Source organism: Kitasatospora sp. NPDC093558 (assembly GCF_040683475.1).
Taxonomy (GTDB): domain Bacteria; phylum Actinomycetota; class Actinomycetes; order Streptomycetales; family Streptomycetaceae; genus Kitasatospora.
The window spans coordinates 56,882-75,267 of sequence record NZ_JBFBDY010000001.1; the positions used below are offsets into that span (position 1 = coordinate 56,882).

The 18,386-nt window shown below is 74.1% G+C and carries 16 protein-coding genes and 1 tRNA gene; 14 read left to right on the plus strand and 3 right to left on the minus strand.

Going from position 1 to position 18,386, the window contains the following annotated elements; all coding sequences use genetic code 11:
• Window positions 1–11 precede the first annotated feature (11 nt).
• The 8 genes from glp (at window position 12) to AB0O00_RS00340 (ending at window position 7,559) form a co-directional block, all read left to right on the plus strand.
• Window positions 12–1,358, plus strand: a complete 1,347-nt coding sequence (gene glp, locus AB0O00_RS00305; protein WP_363647462.1) for a gephyrin-like molybdotransferase Glp — start codon at window positions 12–14, stop codon at window positions 1,356–1,358.
• Between the two features lie 97 nt (window positions 1,359–1,455).
• Window positions 1,456–1,956: a cyclic pyranopterin monophosphate synthase MoaC gene (gene moaC / locus AB0O00_RS00310; protein ID WP_363647464.1), complete on the plus strand. Its 501-nt coding sequence runs from the start codon at window positions 1,456–1,458 to the stop codon at window positions 1,954–1,956.
• Entirely contained in the window at window positions 1,953–2,456 is a 504-nt protein-coding gene (locus tag AB0O00_RS00315) for a MogA/MoaB family molybdenum cofactor biosynthesis protein (protein ID WP_363647466.1), read from the plus strand. Before moaC ends, AB0O00_RS00315 begins: the two co-directional genes overlap by 4 nt.
• Window positions 2,453–3,079, plus strand: a complete 627-nt coding sequence (locus AB0O00_RS00320) for a GNAT family protein (protein WP_363647492.1) — start codon at window positions 2,453–2,455, stop codon at window positions 3,077–3,079. Before AB0O00_RS00315 ends, AB0O00_RS00320 begins: the two co-directional genes overlap by 4 nt.
• 150 nt (window positions 3,080–3,229) lie before the next feature.
• Window positions 3,230–4,228 carry a hypothetical protein gene (locus AB0O00_RS00325; RefSeq protein WP_363647468.1) on the plus strand — a complete coding sequence of 333 codons (999 nt, stop codon included), beginning with the start codon at window positions 3,230–3,232 and terminating at the stop codon, window positions 4,226–4,228.
• An 81-nt stretch (window positions 4,229–4,309) separates the two neighbouring features.
• Window positions 4,310–4,383, plus strand: a tRNA-Ala gene (locus tag AB0O00_RS00330).
• Between the two features lie 345 nt (window positions 4,384–4,728).
• Entirely contained in the window at window positions 4,729–5,946 is a 1,218-nt protein-coding gene (locus tag AB0O00_RS00335; protein ID WP_363647470.1) for a glycosyltransferase 87 family protein, read from the plus strand.
• Window positions 5,947–5,948: 2 nt separating this feature from the next.
• The gene (locus AB0O00_RS00340; protein WP_363647494.1) at window positions 5,949–7,559 is read left to right on the plus strand and encodes a DUF2079 domain-containing protein; all 1,611 of its coding nucleotides are present in this window, start codon (window positions 5,949–5,951) and stop codon (window positions 7,557–7,559) included.
• 3 nt (window positions 7,560–7,562) lie between these two features.
• Here the strand turns inward: AB0O00_RS00340 and AB0O00_RS00345 are convergent, their stop codons facing one another.
• The 3 genes from AB0O00_RS00345 to AB0O00_RS00355 all read right to left on the minus strand — a co-directional run bounded on the left by AB0O00_RS00345 (window position 7,563) and on the right by AB0O00_RS00355 (window position 10,266).
• Window positions 7,563–7,994 (minus strand): universal stress protein, encoded by a 432-nt coding sequence (locus AB0O00_RS00345; RefSeq protein ID WP_363647472.1) that lies wholly within the window; start codon window positions 7,992–7,994, stop codon window positions 7,563–7,565.
• Window positions 7,995–8,062: 68 nt separating this feature from the next.
• Complete coding sequence (locus tag AB0O00_RS00350) at window positions 8,063–8,938, minus strand: peptidase (RefSeq protein WP_363647474.1); 876 nt, start codon at window positions 8,936–8,938, stop codon at window positions 8,063–8,065.
• 2 nt (window positions 8,939–8,940) lie between these two features.
• Complete coding sequence (locus AB0O00_RS00355; RefSeq protein ID WP_363647476.1) at window positions 8,941–10,266, minus strand: VWA domain-containing protein; 1,326 nt, start codon at window positions 10,264–10,266, stop codon at window positions 8,941–8,943.
• Between the two features lie 178 nt (window positions 10,267–10,444).
• Between AB0O00_RS00355 and AB0O00_RS00360 the strand changes: the two genes are divergently transcribed.
• The 6 genes from AB0O00_RS00360 to AB0O00_RS00385 all read left to right on the plus strand — a co-directional run.
• Window positions 10,445–11,293: an ABC transporter ATP-binding protein gene (locus AB0O00_RS00360; RefSeq protein WP_363647478.1), complete on the plus strand. Its 849-nt coding sequence runs from the start codon at window positions 10,445–10,447 to the stop codon at window positions 11,291–11,293.
• The gene (locus AB0O00_RS00365) at window positions 11,290–11,970 is read left to right on the plus strand and encodes an ABC transporter (RefSeq protein ID WP_363647480.1); all 681 of its coding nucleotides are present in this window, start codon (window positions 11,290–11,292) and stop codon (window positions 11,968–11,970) included. Before AB0O00_RS00360 ends, AB0O00_RS00365 begins: the two co-directional genes overlap by 4 nt.
• Window positions 11,971–12,162: 192 nt before the next feature.
• Window positions 12,163–13,533, plus strand: coding sequence for an FtsW/RodA/SpoVE family cell cycle protein (locus AB0O00_RS00370; protein ID WP_363647482.1), 1,371 nt, complete (start codon window positions 12,163–12,165; stop codon window positions 13,531–13,533).
• Between the two features lie 37 nt (window positions 13,534–13,570).
• Entirely contained in the window at window positions 13,571–15,082 is a 1,512-nt protein-coding gene (locus AB0O00_RS00375; protein WP_363647484.1) for a penicillin-binding transpeptidase domain-containing protein, read from the plus strand.
• 292 nt (window positions 15,083–15,374) lie between these two features.
• On the plus strand, window positions 15,375–16,823 hold the full coding sequence (locus AB0O00_RS00380; RefSeq protein WP_363647486.1) for an amino acid permease: 1,449 nt from the start codon (window positions 15,375–15,377) through the stop codon (window positions 16,821–16,823).
• 160 nt (window positions 16,824–16,983) lie between these two features.
• Window positions 16,984–18,386, plus strand: a 1,403-nt coding sequence (locus tag AB0O00_RS00385) for a glycosyltransferase 87 family protein (protein WP_363647488.1), incomplete at its 3' end; no start/stop codon positions are given.

Consider the following 18,386-nt stretch of genomic DNA (forward strand, 5'->3'; position numbering starts at 1 on the left):
GCGAGCCGCCGATGACCGGGTCCGAGCACAGCCACAGCGCCGCCGCAGCCTGCTGCGACGACGCCACCGCGGACCCGGCACCGGCGGCTCCCCGGCTGTGGACCGTCGACGAGCACCTCGCCGACGTCCTCGCCGCCGTCGCCCCGCTGCCGGCCATCGAGCTCGGCCTGCTGGACGCCCGCGGCTGCCGGCTCGACGAGGACGTGCTCGCGGGCGGCGACCTGCCGCCCTTCGACAACAGCTCGATGGACGGCTACGCCGTCCGCACCGCCGACACCGTCCGCGCCACCGCCGAGTACCCCTCGGTGCTCGCCGTGGTCGGCGACATCGCGGCCGGCGCCGGCGAGCTGCCCCGGGTCGGACCCGGCCAGGCCGCCCGGATCATGACCGGCGCCCCCGTCCCGCCCGGCGCCGAGGCCGTCGCCCCGGTCGAGTGGACCGACGGCGGCACCGGCACCGGCGAGGCGGCCGACGCGATGACCGCGGCCGTCGAGGACGAGGAGGTCCGGGTCCTGCGCCCGGTCGCCGAGGGCGCCCACATCCGCCGCCGCGGCAGCGACGTCGCGGCCGGCTCGCGCGTCCTGGAGGCCGGCACCCGGCTCGGCCCCACCCAGCTCGGCCTGCTCGCCGCGATCGGCCGGGCCACCGTGAAGGTCCGCCCGCGTCCGCGGGTCGTCGTGCTGTCCACCGGCAGCGAGCTGGTCCAGCCCGGCGAGCCCATCGGCCCCGGCCAGATCTCCGACTCCAACAGCTTCACCCTCACCGCGGCGGCCCAGGACGCCGGCGCCATCGCCTACCGGGTCGGCGGGGTCCCGGACGACGCCGCCCGGCTGCGCGCCGTCCTGGAGGACCAGCTCGGCCGGGCCGACCTCATCGTCACCAGCGGCGGCGTCAGCGTCGGCGCGTACGACGTGGTCAAGGAGGTCTTCGAGTCCTACGGCGGTGTCGACTTCCGGCGGCTGCGGATGCAGCCCGGCAAGCCCCAGGGCTTCGGCCGGATCGGCGGCTCCGAGGGCGGGGCCGGCGTTCCGCTGCTCGCCCTGCCCGGGAATCCGGTGAGCGCCTACATCTCCTTCGAGCTGTTCGTCCGCCCGGTCATCCGTACCATGCTCGGCGCCCCCGACGTCCACCGCCCGGTGGTCCGCGCGCTGTGCCCGGCGGCCCTGCGCTCCCCGGCCGGGCGGCGGCAGTTCCTGCGCGGCCGGTACGCGCCGGACGGCACCGTCGAGCCGGTCGGCGGGGCGGAGTCCCACCTGGTCGGCGCGCTGGCCCGGGCGAACTGCCTGATCACCGTTCCCGAGGACGTCACCGAGCTGCCCGCGGGCAGTGCGGTGGACGTGGTCCTGCTCGACTCCTGAGGGCCCGTTCCGTCCCGTGATCCGGCCCCTCCCGCGCGGCGGGGCGGGGGAGCTGTACGGTAGCGCGGTATTCGATCTGCGCGCCCCTGGAGCCCCCGTGACGACACCTCCCCCCGGCGACCGCCTCACCCACGTCGACGACCAGGGCGCGGCCCGGATGGTCGACGTCTCCGAGAAGGCCACCACCGCGCGCACCGCCGTCGCGGCCGGCCGGGTCAAGGTCTCCCCGAAGGTGGTCGAACTGCTGCGCGGCGAGGGCGTGCCCAAGGGCGACGCCCTCGCGGTCGCCCGCATCGCCGGGATCATGGGCGCCAAGCGGACGCCCGACCTGATCCCGCTCTGCCACCCGATCGCGGTCTCCGGCGTGAAGGTCGACCTCGCCGTCGCGGACGATGCGGTCGAGATCACCGCCACCGTGAAGACCGCCGACCGCACCGGCGTCGAGATGGAGGCGCTGACCTCCGTGACGGTCGCCGCGCTGACCGTCATCGACATGGTCAAGGCGGTGGACAAGGGCGCCACCATCGAGTTCGTCCGGGTGCTCAGCAAGACCGGCGGCAAGAGCGGCGACTGGTTCGCCCCGGAGGTGGGGGCGTGAAGGCGCTTGCGCTCACCGTCTCCAACCGCGCGTCGGCCGGCGTCTACGAGGACAAGGGCGGCCCGCTGCTGGTCGCCGGGCTGACCGCGATGGGCTTCACCGCCGACGGCCCCCGCGTCGTCCCGGACGGCGAGCCCGTCGAGGCCGCCCTGCGCGAGGCCGTCGCGGCCGGCTACGACGTCGTGCTGACCACCGGCGGCACCGGCATCTCGCCGATGGACCTCACCCCCGAGATGACCGCCCGGGTCATCGACCGGCAGGTCCCCGGCATCGCCGAGGCGATCCGCGCGTACGGCCGCGACAAGGTCGCGACCTCGGCCCTCTCCCGCGGGCTGGCCGGCCTCGCCGGACGTACGCTGATCGTCAACCTGCCGGGATCGACCGGCGGCGTCCGCGACGGCCTCGCCGTCCTGGAGCCGCTGCTCGCCCACGCCGTCGACCAGCTCGGCGGCGGGGACCACCCCCGGCCCGACGACGCGGCACCCGGGAGAGCGCACTGAACGCCGGCTGGCCGGTAGAGCTCCACGAGGGGGAGGTCGCGCTGCGCCCGATCAGGGTCCGCGACCAGCGCGAGTGGCAGGAGGTCAGCCGCCGCAACCGGGACTGGCTGCGCCGCTGGGAGGCCACCGTGCCGCCCGGCCCGGCCGGTCAGGCCGCCGGCCCGCGCCCGACCTTCCGGCAGATGGTCCGCTTCCTGCGCGGGGAGGCCTCGGCCGGGCGGATGCTGCCCTTCGTCGTGCTCTACAAGGGGCAGCTGGTCGGCCAGCTGACCGTCGGCGGCATCACCTGGGGCTCGATGTGTTCGGCCAACGTCGGTTACTGGGTCGACGAGGCGGTGGCCGGCCGGGGCATCATGCCCACCGCCGTCGCGCTTTCGGTCAACCACTGTTTCCGCAACCTCGGACTGCACCGGATCGAGGTCTGCATCCGCCCGGAGAACACCCCGAGCCGCCGCGTGGTGGAAAAGCTCGGCTTCCGTCCGGAGGGAATGCGGCCGCGCTATCTCCACATCGACGGCGACTGGCGCGACCACCTCGTGTACGCCCTGACGGCCGAGGAGGTCCCCGAGGGGATGCTGGAACGCTGGCGGGCGCTCAGTTCCGCTGCGGGCCACGATAATTGAATGTATGTTCGAATCAAATATCGATATGGCATCGGCGTGGAGACGGACGGTCACAAATGCCGTCAAAATAGTCGGAGAATCAGCTTGATCACACGACACGCCGCGCCGAATTGCTGTCAGGCCTTCCCCGTCGCCCGTACGGTGTGAATCGTGAGCAGTAGCGGCCTTATCTACGCCGTCATCGTAGGGGCCTGGGCCGCCTATCTGGTGCCCATGTGGCTTCGCAGGCAGGACGAACTCAACGAGGCGCGCCCGACGGAACGCTTCAGCACCGCCATCCGCCTGCTGGCCGGGCGTTCGGCGCTGGAGCGGCGGGCGGCCCGGGCCCTGGGCGACGAACCGCGTGACGACGAGCAGAGCAGCGACGGCCCTCCCGCACGGGACGAGGCCGTCTCCGGCGACCCCGGGCACCGGGAGCCCGAGCCGCCCGCGGAGCGGCCCGAGCGGCCGGCCCCCGCGGTGCCGGGCGGGGTGGAGCGCCGGGCGCGCCTGCTGGCCCGCCGGCGCCGGATGGTCACCGCCCTCTTCCTGGCCTTCGCGCTCGGCGCGGTGGTCGCGGCGGTGGCCGGACTGGCCTTCCTCTGGGTGCCGGCCGTCCCGGCGGTCCTCCTGACCCTCTACATCGGCCACCTGCGCAGGCTGGAGCGCCAGCGGTACGAGGTGAAGCTCGACCGGGTCCGCGCCGCGCAGGCCGCCGAGCGGCTGCGCAAGCGCGAGCAGCAGCGCGCGGAGGCCCGGGCCGCGGCCGACGAGGCGCAGACCGCCGTCGTCGCCCCGCCTGAGCCCGTGGCCCCGGCCGAGCCGCGCGTCGTCCGCCGTCCGCACCTGCGGCTGGCCACCGAGGCCGAGGAGGCCGCGGGCGGTGCCTCGTCGGCCTCGGCGCTGGCGGAGGCGACCGAGCACGAGGAGTGGGTCGACGGCATGCGCGAGCGCGGAGCGGCCGGCCCGGACTCCTGGGAGCCGGTGCCCGTCCCGCTGCCGACGTACGTGACGGCGCCGGTCGCCCCGCGGGTCTCGCGCGGCCTCGACCTGTCGGCGCCCGGGACGTGGACCGCGGGACGTCCGGCGGAGTCCCGCAACACCCCGCTCTTCGACCAGTACGCGGAGCCCCCGGCCCCCGAGTCCCGCCCGCGCGCCGCCAACGAGTGAGCGGCCGCGGGCCCCGCCCGGCACCCGGTTCGGGGGGTGGTCACGGACCACCTCCGAAAGGTGCTAAAGTTTCTTCTCGTTGGGGCTGTGGCGCAGTCCGGTAGCGCACCTCGTTCGCATCGAGGGGGTCAGGGGTTCGAATCCCCTCAGCTCCACCCAACAAGGGCCCCGCCCGGTCGACAAGACCGGGCGGGGTTTCTGCGTTGTGGGGGCGTGTGCGTCAACTCGCCGTGGGGGCAGGGGTTCTGGCGGGCGGTCGGGTTGCGGGAGTGGCCTGTGAAGAAGGTCACAGCGGCCTGCTCGTGCCGGATCGCTGGCCACGGACCGGCCTCAGGGGGGTCGGTTATGGTGGGTTGGCCCAGACGGCGACGAGGGACGATCTGGCTCTATCTCAACGGGGTGCCATCGCGGTGCGCGAGTTCGGTCTGACACGGTGGGCACGACGGACGGACGCGGAGGACCGCGGCTCCGCTCCAGCCCCCGGAGGACCGGCTCCGAGCGTGATCGTCGCGGGCTGTCTCGCGGCGCTCTCCCTGGCGGCGTACGCCGTCGTGCGGCACTTCCACGAGCAGACGATGGTCGACATGCTCGTCTACCGGGCCGAGGGCGCGGCCGTCGTGCACGGGCAGGACCTGTACGCGATGCGGCTGCCCGGCTGGGACCTGCCCGCCACGTACCCGCCGTTCGCCGCGATGCTCTTCGTGCCGAGCACCTGGTTCGACGTGAGCACGCTGCGCGTCCTGGTGCAGCTGCTCAACCTCGCCCTGCTGGCGCTCGCCGCCCACCTCTCCTTCCGCCTCGCCGGCTGGCCCGCCGCCCGGCACCGCACCGCCGCGGTGCTGCTCGCGACCGGGTTCGGCGTCTGGCTGGAGCCCGTCTTCACCACGTTCCAGTACGGGCAGGTCAACCTCGGCATCCTGTGCCTGGTCCTGTGGGACCTGACCCGCCCGGACCGCAGCCGGGCCAAGGGCATCGGCATCGGCCTGGCCACCGCCATCAAGATCACCCCGGGCCTCTTCGCGGTGTACCTGCTGCTGACCGGCCGGATCAGGGCCGCCATGGTCGCCGGGGGCGCCTTCCTGGCGGCCGGGCTGGTCGGCGGGCTCGTGCTGCCCGACGCGTCCTTCGGGTTCTGGACGAAGTACCTGTGGGACCCGAGCCGCGTCGGCGTCACCGTGATCGCCGACAACCAGTCGCTGCGCGGCGCCGTCTGCCGGCTGCTCGGCACCAACGAGCCCGGCCTCGTCGCGCCGGCCGTCTGCGCGGCCGTCGGCGTCCTCGGGCTCGCCGTGGCCGTCCTGGCCGGGCGCTCGCGCTCGCTGCGGCGCGCCGACGCGTGGGGCGCCCTGTGCACCGCGTTCACGGCCCTCCTGGTGTCGCCCATCAGCTGGACCCACCACTGGGTGTGGTGCATCCCGCTGCTCGCCCTGCTGGCCGTGGAGGCCAGGACCACGGCGCGGCGGGTGCTGCTCGGGGTGGCGCTGGTGGCGTTCCTCTCGCACGCGATGTGGATCGTGCCGCACCGCTGGGGGCTCGGCGTCGCCTGGTACTGGCAGCTGCCGTCCTCGGTCTACGCGCCGTTCGGCATCGCCCTGCTGGCCGTCGTGGCGCTGCGGCTGTACCGCCTGCGCGGCCCGGACGACCTCGGGGCCGAGGCGGACGCCGTGCTGCGCCGCGCCGAGCTCGCGCCGAACCAGGCCCTGACGAAGCGGGCGTGACCATGGCCGTCGACACCAGGTCCGCGACCCCGGCCCCCGCCCGGGCGCCGGGCGCCGCCGTGCGGTCGGCGCTGCTCGGCAGCCCGGCCCGGCGCACCGCGCTGCTCACCGTCCTCTGTTTCGCCGTCATGTGCGCCATCGGCCTGCAGGGCTGGACCTCCGTCGCGCTCGGCGGCTTCGACCTCGGGATCTTCGACCAGGGCATCCGCGGCTACGCCCACTTCGGGCTGCCCGTCTCGACGCTGAAGAGCTACCACCACGAGTTCCCGCACGGCTTCTCGCTCCTGGGCGACCACTTCTCGCCCGTCCTCGCGCTGCTCGCGCCGCTGTACTGGATCTGGGACGACCCGCGGTCGCTGATCATCGGGCAGTCCCTGCTCTTCGCGGCCGGCGTGCCGCTGATCCGGCGGATCGCCGCCCACGCCTTCGCCGGCACCGCCCCGGCCACCACCCGGCGCGCCGCCGACCTGGCCGGCCTCGTGTACGCCCTCGGGTGGCCGCTGCTGGTCGCCGCCCGGGTGGGCTTCCACGAGGTCGCCTTCGCGGTGCCGCTGATCCTGCTGATGCTGGAGCGCGGCCTCGCCCGCCGGTACTGGACGGTGGCCCTGTCCGCCGTCCTGCTGTGCTGCACCAAGGAAGACCTCGGCCTGATGGTGGCCGCGTACGGGCTGGTCCTGCTGCTGCGCCTGCGCGGCTCGGGTGACCGCGCCGGGCGGCGCACCGGCATCGGGCTGCTGGTGGGCGGGCCGCTCGCCTCGGTCGTCGCCATCAAGTGGCTGATCCCGGCGATGGGCGGCGAGCCGGGCTACTACTGGAACTACGGCTCGATCGGCGCCGACGCCGGGGACGCCCTGCACAAGCTGCTCGGCAACCCGTTCCTGCTGGTCCAGGCCGCCTTCGACCAGCCGCTCAAGCCGCTGCTGCTGCTCTGGCTCTTCGGCACGATGTTCCTGCTGCCGCTGCGCTCGGCGACCGTCCTGTGCGCGGTGCCGCTGCTGGCCGAGCGGATCCTGTCCAGCAACCCCAACCACTGGTCCATCGCCCGCCACTACGACTCCATGCTGTGGCCGATCCTGCTCACCGCGGCCATCGAGGTGACCGGCCGGCTGATGGCCGAGGAGCGCACCGCGCGGCGGGCCCGCCTGCTGGGCCTGGCCGCGGCCGGCTGCGCGCTGGTCGCCGCGGTGCCGCTGGGGCTCGTGCAGCTGGCCGTGCCGTCGTCCTGGCAGCCGAAGACGAGCGAGGCCGCGCTCGTCCGGGCCGCCGCGCTCATCCCCGACGGCGCGTCGGTGGAGGCGGACAACCAGATCGCGCCGCGGCTGACCGCCCGGGCGGACGTCGTGCTGGTGGACGGCACCCCGCGCGGGCGCGAGTACGTGCTCACCCGGTCGGACAAGCGCTCGTTCCCGTTCGAGACGGACAAGCAGCAGGCCGAGCGGATCCGGCTGCTGCTGGACCACGGCTACCGGCAGATCTGGGCCGAGGACGGCGTGGTGCTGCTGCACCGGGAGGGCACCGAGCCGATCCCGGGCGAGCACGTGCCGGGCGCGGACAGCAAGCCCGTCCAGGACAAGGTGCCGTCGGACGTGGGGCACAACCTGTTCCGGGGCTGATGCTCAGGGCCTCACCACGACCACCGTGCACCCGGCGTGGTGGACGCAGTACTGGGTGACGGTGCCGAGCAGGTCCCCCGGCGGGGCGCAGCGCCCGCGGCTGCCGACGACCAGCGCGGCGGCGCCCTCGGCGGCGGCCACCAGGGTGGGGCCGGGCGCCCCGGCGGCGAGGTGGCGGCGGACGGCGAGCCCGGTCGGGCAGGCGGTCAGCGTCTCGTCGAGGATCTCGGCGGCGCGGCGCTCGGGCCCGAAGCCGTCCAGGACGGGCGGGACGAGGCCGTGCTCGCCGTACAGGGAGGGGAAGTCCCAGACGGTGACGGCCTCCAGCGGGGCGCCGGTCAGGCCGGCCAGGCGGGCCGCCCAGCGGACGGCGGCGCGGGAGGCCGGGGAGCCGTCCACGCCGACCACGATCCTGCCCCCGGGCTGACGGGTCATGGTTCGAGCGTAGGACGGCCGGGGGCCGGCCGGAACTCCTTCGGCCGGCCCCCGTATCGCGGACTGCCTCAGATGCGCTGGGTGTCCGTGAACGCGCCGTGCTGGTGCGGGCCGGCCTGCGGCGGGACGGCGCCGTAGCGGCCCGGACGGCGACCGCGCGGGTGGCGCGTCAGGTGGAAGCCGAGGACGCCCGCGACGGCGGCCAGGGCGCCGCCGCCGATCGTCCAGTACCAGCGGCTGTTCCAGCCGGAGAACCAGCCGGTGTACCAGTGCTCCTCCGGCTGCACCGGGGCCGCCGCCTTGGCGGTGCTCGCGCCGCCGCCGGCCGGCGGGACGAGCGGGGCCTTGAGCTCGCCGCCCTCCGGCTGGGCGTTGTCGGCGTTGCCCTTGGCGGCGACGTGCAGCTGGACGGCGGCGGCGAGGCCGAGGTCCGGCTGCGGGACGTCGGTGACCGCGAGCTTCACGTAGTACGTGCCGGGCAGCGGGTCGCCGGACCACGGCTCGGCCCAGGTGCGGACCTCGCGCAGGGTGCAGCTCAGGGCGAGCGTGGCGGTGTTCTGGTCGCCGGTGGCGTTCTGGGTGCCGGCGGTGCAGGACTGGCGGCGGCGCAGCCCGTCGAAGACCTCGACGGCCCAGGTCTGCGCGTCGTGCCGGTCCTTGCCGGGGGCGAGGTTGACGGTCACGGAGACCGTCGGGGTCTGGCCCTCGGAGGCCCCGAACGCCCAGTACAGGTAGTCGCCGGTGGAGGCGGCGACGTTGGCGTCCTGGCCGGGGGAGAGGTTGACGGCGGTCAGGAAGGAGGTGCCGGCCTTGGTCGCCGGGGCCGCGGTGCCGCTCGCGCTGGGCGAGGGGGTCGGCGAGGCGGCGGAGGCCGCCGGGGCGGCCAGCGCGAGGGCGGGCAGGAGGGCGGTGGCGGCGAGCAGGCCGCGAAGAGTCCTACGCATGATCAGTTCTCCCGCCAGACGGCGATCCGCCAGCGGGCGATCCAGCCGGCCACCAGGCCGGTCAGCAGGCCGGCGCCGGTGAGGGTGAGCAGCAGGATCCAGCCGCGGCCGAGGCCCATCGCCGCGCCCTCGGGGGCGGGGGAGGCGGAGGCCAGGTCGACGGTCAGCTCCAGCGGCAGGCCGGGGTCGGCCTGGACGCCGGGCTGCGGGGCCAGCGAGTTGCTGACGACCAGGCAGACCGTGGTCGGGGGCTGCTCGCTCGGCGAGGCGGTGGGCTTGGTGATGACGTAGCCCTTGGAGTCGTTGGTGGACCAGCGCAGGCCGGTGGAGATCACGTCGTTGCGGCCGTTGTCCGCGTCGGTGCCGCGGACGAGCTCCTGGCCGGTCGCGCTGGTGGCCTGGAGCAGGACGCCGTAGTCCCGGGCGACGGCCCGGTCCAGGGAGACGCTGAGCGAGGCGCGCAGCTCCTGGCCGGACTTGACCGGGACCTTGTAGACGCGGTGCTCGGAGAACTTCTCGCGGTCGCTGTAGACGCCGGGGGCGAGGACGGGGGCGCTCTCGCACTTGTCGGTGCCGGCGGTCTTGACCGGGTTGACGGTGTAGGTGTCGTCGCTGCGGTCGATCAGCTGCTTCACCTTGTTGGTGAGCTGGTCCTGGCTGCGGACGTCGGTGTAGGTGCCGCCGGTCGCGTTGGCGATGCAGAGGAGCTGCTGGCGGGTCTTGTCGTCGTGGGCGAGGCCGAGGGTGTCGACGACCAGGTGGATGCCCTGGGCGGCGAGTTCGCGGGCCACGTCGCACGGGTCCGGCGGGGCGCAGTCGTCCTCGCCGTCGGTGATCAGGACGATCCGGCGGGTCGCGTCGCCCTTGCCGAGGTCCTGGGCGGCGCCGCGCAGCGCCAGGCCGATCGGGGTCCAGCCGGTGGGGCGGAGGGTGGCGATCGCGGTCTTGGCCTCGACCTTGTTGGTCTTGCCGACCGGGAAGAGCTGCTTGGTGTCCTGGCAGCCGATCGTCTTGTCGTTGCCGGGGTAGGTCGCGCCGAGCGTGCGGATGCCGAAGTCGGTCTCCGCGGGCAGGGCGTCGATCACCTCGCTGAGGGACTGCTGGGCCACCGAGATGCGGCTCTTGCCCTGGATGTCGGTGGCGTTCATGGAGCCGCTGACATCCAGGATCAGGTCGACCCTGGGGGCCTCCTTGGGAGCCGGGGCGGTGCCGCCCGTGGGTTCGTCGGCATGGGCGGGCAGGCCGAGGAGCAGCGAGGCACCCGTTATCGCCGCGGCGGCGAGCAGGCTGCCCAGCCTGGTCGTTGGTCGTCGTCGTCCGGTAATCACGCGGCCGATCCTAGGGATCATCACTTCGCCATGGCCAAACGAGTCCGCAGCATGGCTGTGGTGCACCACCGCGTGAACTCCCGCGCGCGGGTGGGGTATCGCGGGCGCCGGGCTCACGCGGCGCTTATGCGCGGTGGTTAGCCTTCCGTGCGAACAAGTTGGGTGGCGAGGGGGCGCGGTGGAACTGGCGGGTGTCGGGAAGCGGTACGGGCGGGGCGGGCGGTGGGTCCTGCGCGGGGTCGATCTGGCCGTCCGGCCGGGGGAGTTGGTGCGGATCGCGGGGGCGAACGGGACGGGCAAGTCGACGCTGCTCAAGCTCGCCGCCGGGATCGAGCGGCCGAGCACCGGGCGGGTGGTGCGGCCGGGGACGGCGGCCTACGTGCCCGAACGGTTCCCGCCGGCGCTGCCGTTCGACGCGGCCTCGTACCTGCTGCGGGCCGGCCGGGTGCACGGGCTGCCGGCCGCGGAGGCGCGGCGCAGGGCGGGGGAGTGGCTGGACCGGTTCGGCATCGCGGACCGGGCGGGCACCCCGCTGAACCGGCTGTCCAAGGGCACCTGCCAGAAGGTCGCGGTTGCGCAGGCGCTGCTCGCCGGGGCGCGGGTGCTGCTCCTGGACGAGGCCTGGACCGGGCTCGACCCGGCGGCCAGGACGGTGCTGGACGAGGCCGCCGCCGAACGGGCCGCGAGCGGCGGCGCCGTGCTGTTCGTCGACCACGACCCGGCGCGGCTGGCCGGGCTGACCACGGCCGCGTACCGGGTCGGCGCGGACGGCGGGCTGCGGCCGGCCGAGGAACCGTCCGTGCCGGCGGGCGGCCCGTCGGCGGTGGTGGAGGTGGACGTGGACGTCCTGGACGGCGAGCCGCTGCCCGCCCGGTTGCCCGGGGCGCCGGAGCTCACCGCGCTGGACGGGACGGCGGTGCGGCTCACGGTGCCGTCGGCGCACTCGGACGCGCTGCTGCGCCGCCTGCTGACCGGCAGTCCGGCCGTGAGCGTGCTGGCCGTCCGTCGGCGGGAGGAGGAGCGATGAGGCAGGTCGGGGCGCTGACGAGGTACCACCTGGAGCTGGTGCTGCGCGGGCACGGATGGCTGCCGCCGTTCCTCGCGTACGCGTTGCTGCTGGTGCTCGGCGTGACGGCGGGCGATCCGCTGCTGGGGGGCCTCGGCTACGGCGCGGGCGTGCTGCTGCCGGTCAGCGCGTGGTACGTCCGCACCGTGCTGAACGCCGAGCCGCCGGCCTCGCGGGCGTGCCTGGTCGCGGCGGCCGGCCCGGCCCGGGTCCAGCTGGGCGGGCTGCTGGCGGCGCTGACGGTCGGTCTGGTGCTGGCGGTGGCCGAGGTGGCCGGGCTCTGGTGGTCGAGCGGGCCGGTCGCCAACCCGAAGGCGGACCAGCCGCCGGTCGGGACGGCGGTGCTGGCCGGGCTGCTGGCCTCGGTCGTGTGCGTGCTGCTGGGGGTGCTGGTCGGGGCGCTGTGCAACCGGCCGGTGTTCGTGCGGGCGCCGTACGGCATTTCGGCGGCGCTGGCGCTCGCGACGGCGGTGCTGGTCGCGCCGGGTTCGCCGGCGAACGAGGTGGTGCGCGCCCTGGCCGCGGGCGACCGGACCGGGCTTGTCGGCCTGCCGTGGCTCGAACTGCTGGCGGCCGCGGGGCTGCTGGCGGCGGTCGCGGCGGGTTCGGCGGTGCTGGCCGGGCGGCGACCGGAGTGAGCCGGCCGCGGTGGCGGGCCCGTGATCTGGACAATCACTGACACACCGTGAAGAACAGCCGATAAATATGGATAGCGGTCGTTAGGGTGACGGGACGGGACGCCGGGGCTGCCGCGTCCCGAAGCGTCCGACGCGCGGGAAGGACCCGCGGTGAGCACTCTCCCAGGACGGTCCGTGGCGACACCCTCCGCCGTGACCGGAACCGCCGCCCGGCCGGCCGGGCCGGTGCCGGCCCGGCGCACCACCGAGCTCGTGCTGGTGCTGGCCGCCGTGCTGATCGCCGTCTTCGGCTACGTCGAGGTCGGCGTGAACCTGGACGGCACGGTGCCCGCCGACACCGCCGGGTACGGCGCCGCGCTCGGCGTGCTCGCCCTGCTGGCGCACGCCGTCGTGCGGTGGCGGGCGCCGTACGCGGACCCGCTGCTGCTGCCGATCGCGGTGCTGCTCAACGGGATCGGGCTGGTGGTGATCTACCGGCTGGACCGGGCCACCCCGGGCCCGGGCGCGGCCTCCACGCAACTGCTGTGGTCCGCGCTCGGGGTGGCGCTGTTCGGCGCGGTGGTCCTGCTGGTGCGCGACCACCGGCGGCTGCGGCGGTACGCGTACGTGGGCGCGCTCGCGGCGCTCGTCCTGCTGGTGCTGCCGATCTTCTTCCCGCCGGTGTACGGCTCGCGGATCTGGATCGTCCTCGGGCCGCTCTCCTTCCAGCCGGGGGAGTTCGCCAAGGTGCTCCTGGCGGTCTTCTTCGCCGCCTACCTGGCCGTGCACCGGGACGCCCTCGCGCTCACCGGGCGGCGGGCCTGGCGCTGGCAGCTGCCGCGCGGGCGGGTGTTCGGGCCGGTGCTGCTGATCTGGGCCGCGTTCGTCGGCGTCCTGGTGCTGGAGACGGACCTCGGGATGTCGCTGCTGTACTTCGGGCTGTTCGTCGTGATGCTGTACGTCGCCACCGCGCGCACCGGCTGGATCGCGATCGGGCTGGGCCTCGCGGCGGCCGGCGCGGTGGCAGTGGGGTACTTCGAGGCCCACGTGCGCAGCCGGGTGGCGGACTGGCTGGACCCGCTCGGCTCGATCGCGGCGGGCAAGGGGGCCAACCAGATCGCCCAGTCGCTGTTCGCCTTCGCGTGGGGCGGGGAGCTCGGTACGGGCCTCGGCAACGGGCACTCGGTGCTGATCGGGTTCGCCGCCAAGTCCGACTTCATCCTCGCGACGATCGGCGAGGAGCTCGGCCTGACCGGGCTGGTCGCGGTGTTCCTGCTGTACGCGCTGCTGATCTCGCGCGGCTTCCGGACGGGCATCGCGCTGCGCGACCCGTTCGGGCGGCTGCTGGCGATCGGGCTGGCGTCGATCGTCGGCCTGCAGGTGTTCGTGGTGGCGGGCGGGGTGCTCGCGCTGATCCCGCTGACGGGGATGACGCTGCCGTTCGTCGCGCAAGGCGGTTCGTCGGTGGTGACCAACTGGATCATCGTGGCGCTGCTGGTGCGCATGAGCGAGCGCAGCGAGCGAATCAAAGTCGGGCGCGTGTGTCGCGAAGCGCCCGGTGAGCGAAGCGAGCCGGACGCATGAGTGACGTCGCCCGCAGGCCGGCGCCGGGGGAGGTTTGATGGTGCGCTTCGGGCCGGGCCGGGGGAACGGACCGCAGGGGCTCCCGGGGATCTCCGTCACCGGCCGCCGCGCGGGCACGTTCTGCCTGCTGCTGATCGCCGCGCTGTGCGTCCAGGCCACCCGGGTGCAGGTCTTCGAGGCGAAGGACCTCGACCACAACAGCGCCAACCAGCGGCTCACCGTCGAGCGGTACGCGCAGCCGCGCGGGAACATCCTGGTCGGCGCCGACCCCGTCACCGGCTCGGCACCCACCGGCGGCCGGTACGCGTACAAGCGCACCTACACCGACGGCCCGACGTACGCGGCCGTCACCGGCTTCGCCTCGCAGGCGTACGGCAACACCCAGCTGGAGGGGATCGAGGACGACCTGCTGACCGGCACGGACAGCCGGCTGGCGGGCTGGGCCGTCTGGGACGCGGTCGCGCGCCGGCAGAACCCCGGCGGGGACGTCTACACCACCCTCGACCGGGCCGCCCAGGAGGCAGCGGTGCGCGGGCTCGCCGCCCAGACGGGCGCGGTCGCCGCGATCGAGCCCGCCACCGGGCGGATCCTGGCGCTGGCCAGCACGCCCTCCTACGACCCCGGGAGCTTCGCCGGGTCCACCTCGGCCGACCAGGCGGCCTGGAACCGGCTGCAGACCGACACCGGCCGGCCGATGCTCAACCGGGCGCTGCGCCAGACCTACCCGCCCGGCTCGGCCTTCAAGGTGGTGACGGCCGCCGCCGCGCTGACCGCCGGGGTGGTCACCGACATCAACGCGCCCACCACCGCGCCCTTCCCCTATGTCATGCCGGGGACGACCACGCCGCTGGTCAACGACACGACGGCCTGCGACCGGCCGGGGCAGTCGCTGGACACCGCGATGGTCCTCAGCTGTAACAGCGTCCTCGGCTACCTCGGAGTCCGCACCGGGCTGGACGCGATGGTGGCGATGGCCGGGAACTTCGGCTTCAACGACGCCCGGCTCGACATGCCGGTGCGGCCGGCCCGCTCCAACGTCGACACGAGGATGAACGAGTCGCAGCTCGCGCTCTCCTCGATCGGGCAGTTCGACACCGCCGCGACCCCGCTGGTGATGGCGATGGTCGCGGCCGGGGTCGCCAACAACGGGACCGTGATGCGTCCACAGCTTGTGGACAAGCTGACGAAGGGCGACGGGACGGCGGTGCAGCTGATGAAGCCGTCCGTCTACAAGCGGGCGATGACGCCCGAGGTGGCCGCGCAGGTGCAGCGGCTCATGACGGACGTGGTGGACAACGGGACCGGACGGAACGCCCGGATCCCGGGCGCGGTGGTCGGCGGGAAGACCGGGACCGCCGAGCACGGGGTGGACAACAGCGGGACGCCGTACGCGTGGTTCATCGCGTGGGCCAGGCCGGCCGGCCCGGACAAGGTGCCGCCGGTGGCCGTCGCCGTGGTGATCGCGGACAGTGACGCCACGGACGTCACCGGTGGCGGGCTGGCCGCGCCGATCGCCCGGTCCGTCATGCAGGCCGTCCTCGCGCGGTGACCGGGCCGGCCGCCCTGAGCTGCGGCTTTACCTCGCCTCGGGGCGATCCGCCGTTTACGAAGCGTCCGGTTTGTCCTTGTCTATTCGACAGTTCGTATAATGCGCAAGTCCGGACTGTTCGTTTGCGACACTGGTGCATTCGCGCGGTACTGTCCCATCTTTGTTCGGTTGGTCCGCGATGACACCCCGTATCGCTTTTGGTGACCGACCGCTAGGACACCCTCCTCTGCCTAGAAGGACCGCGGTTTTGGCCAGCAACTCCCTTGGCGCGCGTCTGTCGCGACGCAAGCCCGTGTCGACACTGATCGCCGAGAGCGAGGGCCGGGACAGCCTCCCGGCCGGCGCTCCCGAGGAGGGCGGACGCTCCGGCATCCACCTCCGCCGTTCCATCGGACTCTGGCAGCTGTCCTCGATCGGCATCGGCGCCACCATCGGCACCGGCATCTTCTTCGTGCTCAACACCGCGGTGCCGTCGGCCGGACCGGCCGTCATCCTGTCCTTCGTCATCGCCGCCGTCACGGCCGGCCTCACGGCGCTGTGCTACGCCGAGATGGCCTCCGCGATCCCGGTCTCCGGCTCGTCCTACTCCTACGCCTACGCGACCCTCGGCGAGGGCGTCGCCTTCGGCGTCGGCATCTGCCTGCTGATGGAGTACGGCGTCTCGGCCTCCGCGATCGCGGTGAGCTGGGCCGAGTACCTCAACAAGTTCCTCGACCTGGCCTTCGGGGTCAAGATCCCCGAGCAGCTGGCGGGCGCGCCGGACGGCACCCACTGGTTCAACCTGCCGGCGCTGCTGCTGGTCGCCATGGTCTGCTTCCTGCTGATCCGGGGCGTCAGCGAGTCGGTGAAGGTCAACGCGGCGATGGTCGCGATCAAGATCCTCATCCTGATGCTGTTCATCGGCGTCGCGCTCACCGGCTTCCACTCCGGCAACATGACCCCGTTCATGCCGCTCGGCGTCGGCGGCGTGCAGGTCGCGGCGTCCAGCATCTTCTTCTCGTTCATCGGCCTGGACGCCGTGTCCACCGCCGGCGAGGAGGTCAAGAACCCCCGCCGCACCCTGCCGCTGGCGATCATCATCTCGCTGGTCGTGGTGACCCTGCTCTACATCCTGGTCGCGCTGGCCGGCATCGGCGCCCAGCCGTGGCAGAAGTTCGACGGCCAGGAGGCCGGGCTCGCCCAGATCCTCCAGGACATCACCGGCCAGAGCTGGCCCGCGATGGTCTTCGCGGTCGGCGCGATCCTCTCGATCTTCAGCATTACCCTCGTGGTGATCTACGGCCAGACCCGCATCCTGTACTCGATGGGCCGCGACGGCATGCTGCCCAAGCGCTTCGCCGAGCTCTCGCCGCGCACCGGCACCCCGGTCTGGAACACGATCGTGGTTGGCGTCGGCGTGGGCGCGCTCGCCGCGTTCGTCCCGCTGGACGTCCTGGCCGACATCACCAGCCTCGGCACTCTGATCGCCTTCTCGGTCGTCTCGATCGGCGTCATCGTCCTGCGCCGGACCCAGCCCGACCTGCCGCGCGGCTTCAAGGTGCCCGGCTACCCGGTCGTGCCGCTGCTCAGCGTCGGCTTCTGCGGCTACCTCATCACCGGCCTGCACGCCGACACGTTCCGGGCCGGGGCGATCGCCCTCGCCGTCGCCGTGGTCGTCTACTTCGGCTACAGCATCAAGCACTCGAAGCTGGAGCGCGGAGCGGAGCGGCAGGCGGCCCCGGTGGACAGCCACATCGGCTGATCCGTCTCACGCTCCGGATACGGCGCCGGTCACCGCCGGTTGCTATGGACACGAAGGGTCGCCCACTGGCAGGACGGTGGGCGACTCTCCGCGCGTAGACCGCGACTCTCCGTCGATCCCGGTGGCGACAGCGCGGGGCCCCCACCCATAACCTTCCACCATGGTGAGCACCCGCACGCCCGGCCTCTCCCGCCCGCGCGGCCGGTTCACCGGCCGTTCCAGAACGCCGGCCCCCCAACCGGCCGGACCGCCCTCGCGGCCCGACCGCCCCCTGCGCGGCCTGGTCCCCAGAGTCGTCCCCCGCCAGCGCCGCGAGAACACGTTTCCGCCCACGGCCGCGCGGACCGACCCCGCCCGACTCGCCTCCCTGCGCAGCGTCCAGCTGCTCGGCTGCGCCATCGCGGCCGGCTGGGCGGCCGCCTTCCCGCTCGTCTCCGACCTGCCCAACCAGCGCGTCTGGGGCATGATCGCGGCCCCCGCCTACGCCCTGGCCGGGCTGCTCTGCCTGATCCTGCCGCGCCGGTTCGCGGCCCGCTCCGCCGCCGCGGTCGCCCTCCTCGGGGCCGTCGTCGTGCCGCTCGCGCTCCTCGCCGTCCAGGGCCGCCATCAGTCCGAGGTGATGGTGGTCGAGCGCTCGGCCCACCTGCTGCTCACCACCGGCAGCGCCTACCTGCAGCACCCCGTCGTGGTCACCGACTACAACCCGTACCTGCCGGCCATGTCGCTCTTCGGGATGCCCCGCCAACTGCTCGGCAGCGGGGACGCCTTCACCCGGGTCGCCGGGGACGCCCGGATCTGGTTCGCCCTCACCTTCTTCGCCTGCCTGCTGGCCAGCTGGCGGCTCCTGCGGCCGTCCAGGGACCGCGCGCCGCTGCTGCCGCTCGCGGTGCTCACCGCCTCGCCGCTGATAGCGCTCGCCCTCGTCGTCGGCGGGGTCGACCTGCCGCTGATCGGCGTCTGCTGCCTGGCCATGGCGCTCGCCGAGCGCGACCGCACCGTCGGCGCGGGGCTCGTCCTCGCCCTCGCCTGCACCCTCAAGTGGACGGCCTGGCCCGCGCTGCCCGTCGCAGTTCTGCTGATGTGGCGGCTGTACGGGCGGCGCCCGGCGGCCAGGACCGGGCTGATCGCCGTCGGCACGAGCCTGGCCGTGCTGCTGCCGTCCGTGCTGACCAGGGCGGACGAGCTGCGCGAGCAGGTGGTGCTCTTCCCGCTCGGGATGACCGCGATCCGCACCCCGGCGGGCAGCCCGCTGCCCGGCAAGGTGCTGGCCGGCTTCGGGCCGACCGGGCACACCGTGTCGCTGACGCTGATGACCCTCGGCGGTGTCGCGGTCGCGATCTGGCTGCTGGCCCGGCCGCCGGTGACCGCGATGGGCGCCGCCGACCTGCTGGCCGCGGGGCTCGCGATCGCCTTCATGCTGGCCCCGGCCGGGCGCTTCGGGTACCTCGCGCTGCCTGCGGTCCTGGTGATCTGGCCGCGGCTCGCGGCGCGGCGGTGGAGCAACCGGCCGGCCGCCGTGGCCAGGTGGCGTCCGGAGCATCCGGAACGGCCGGAGCCCGCTCT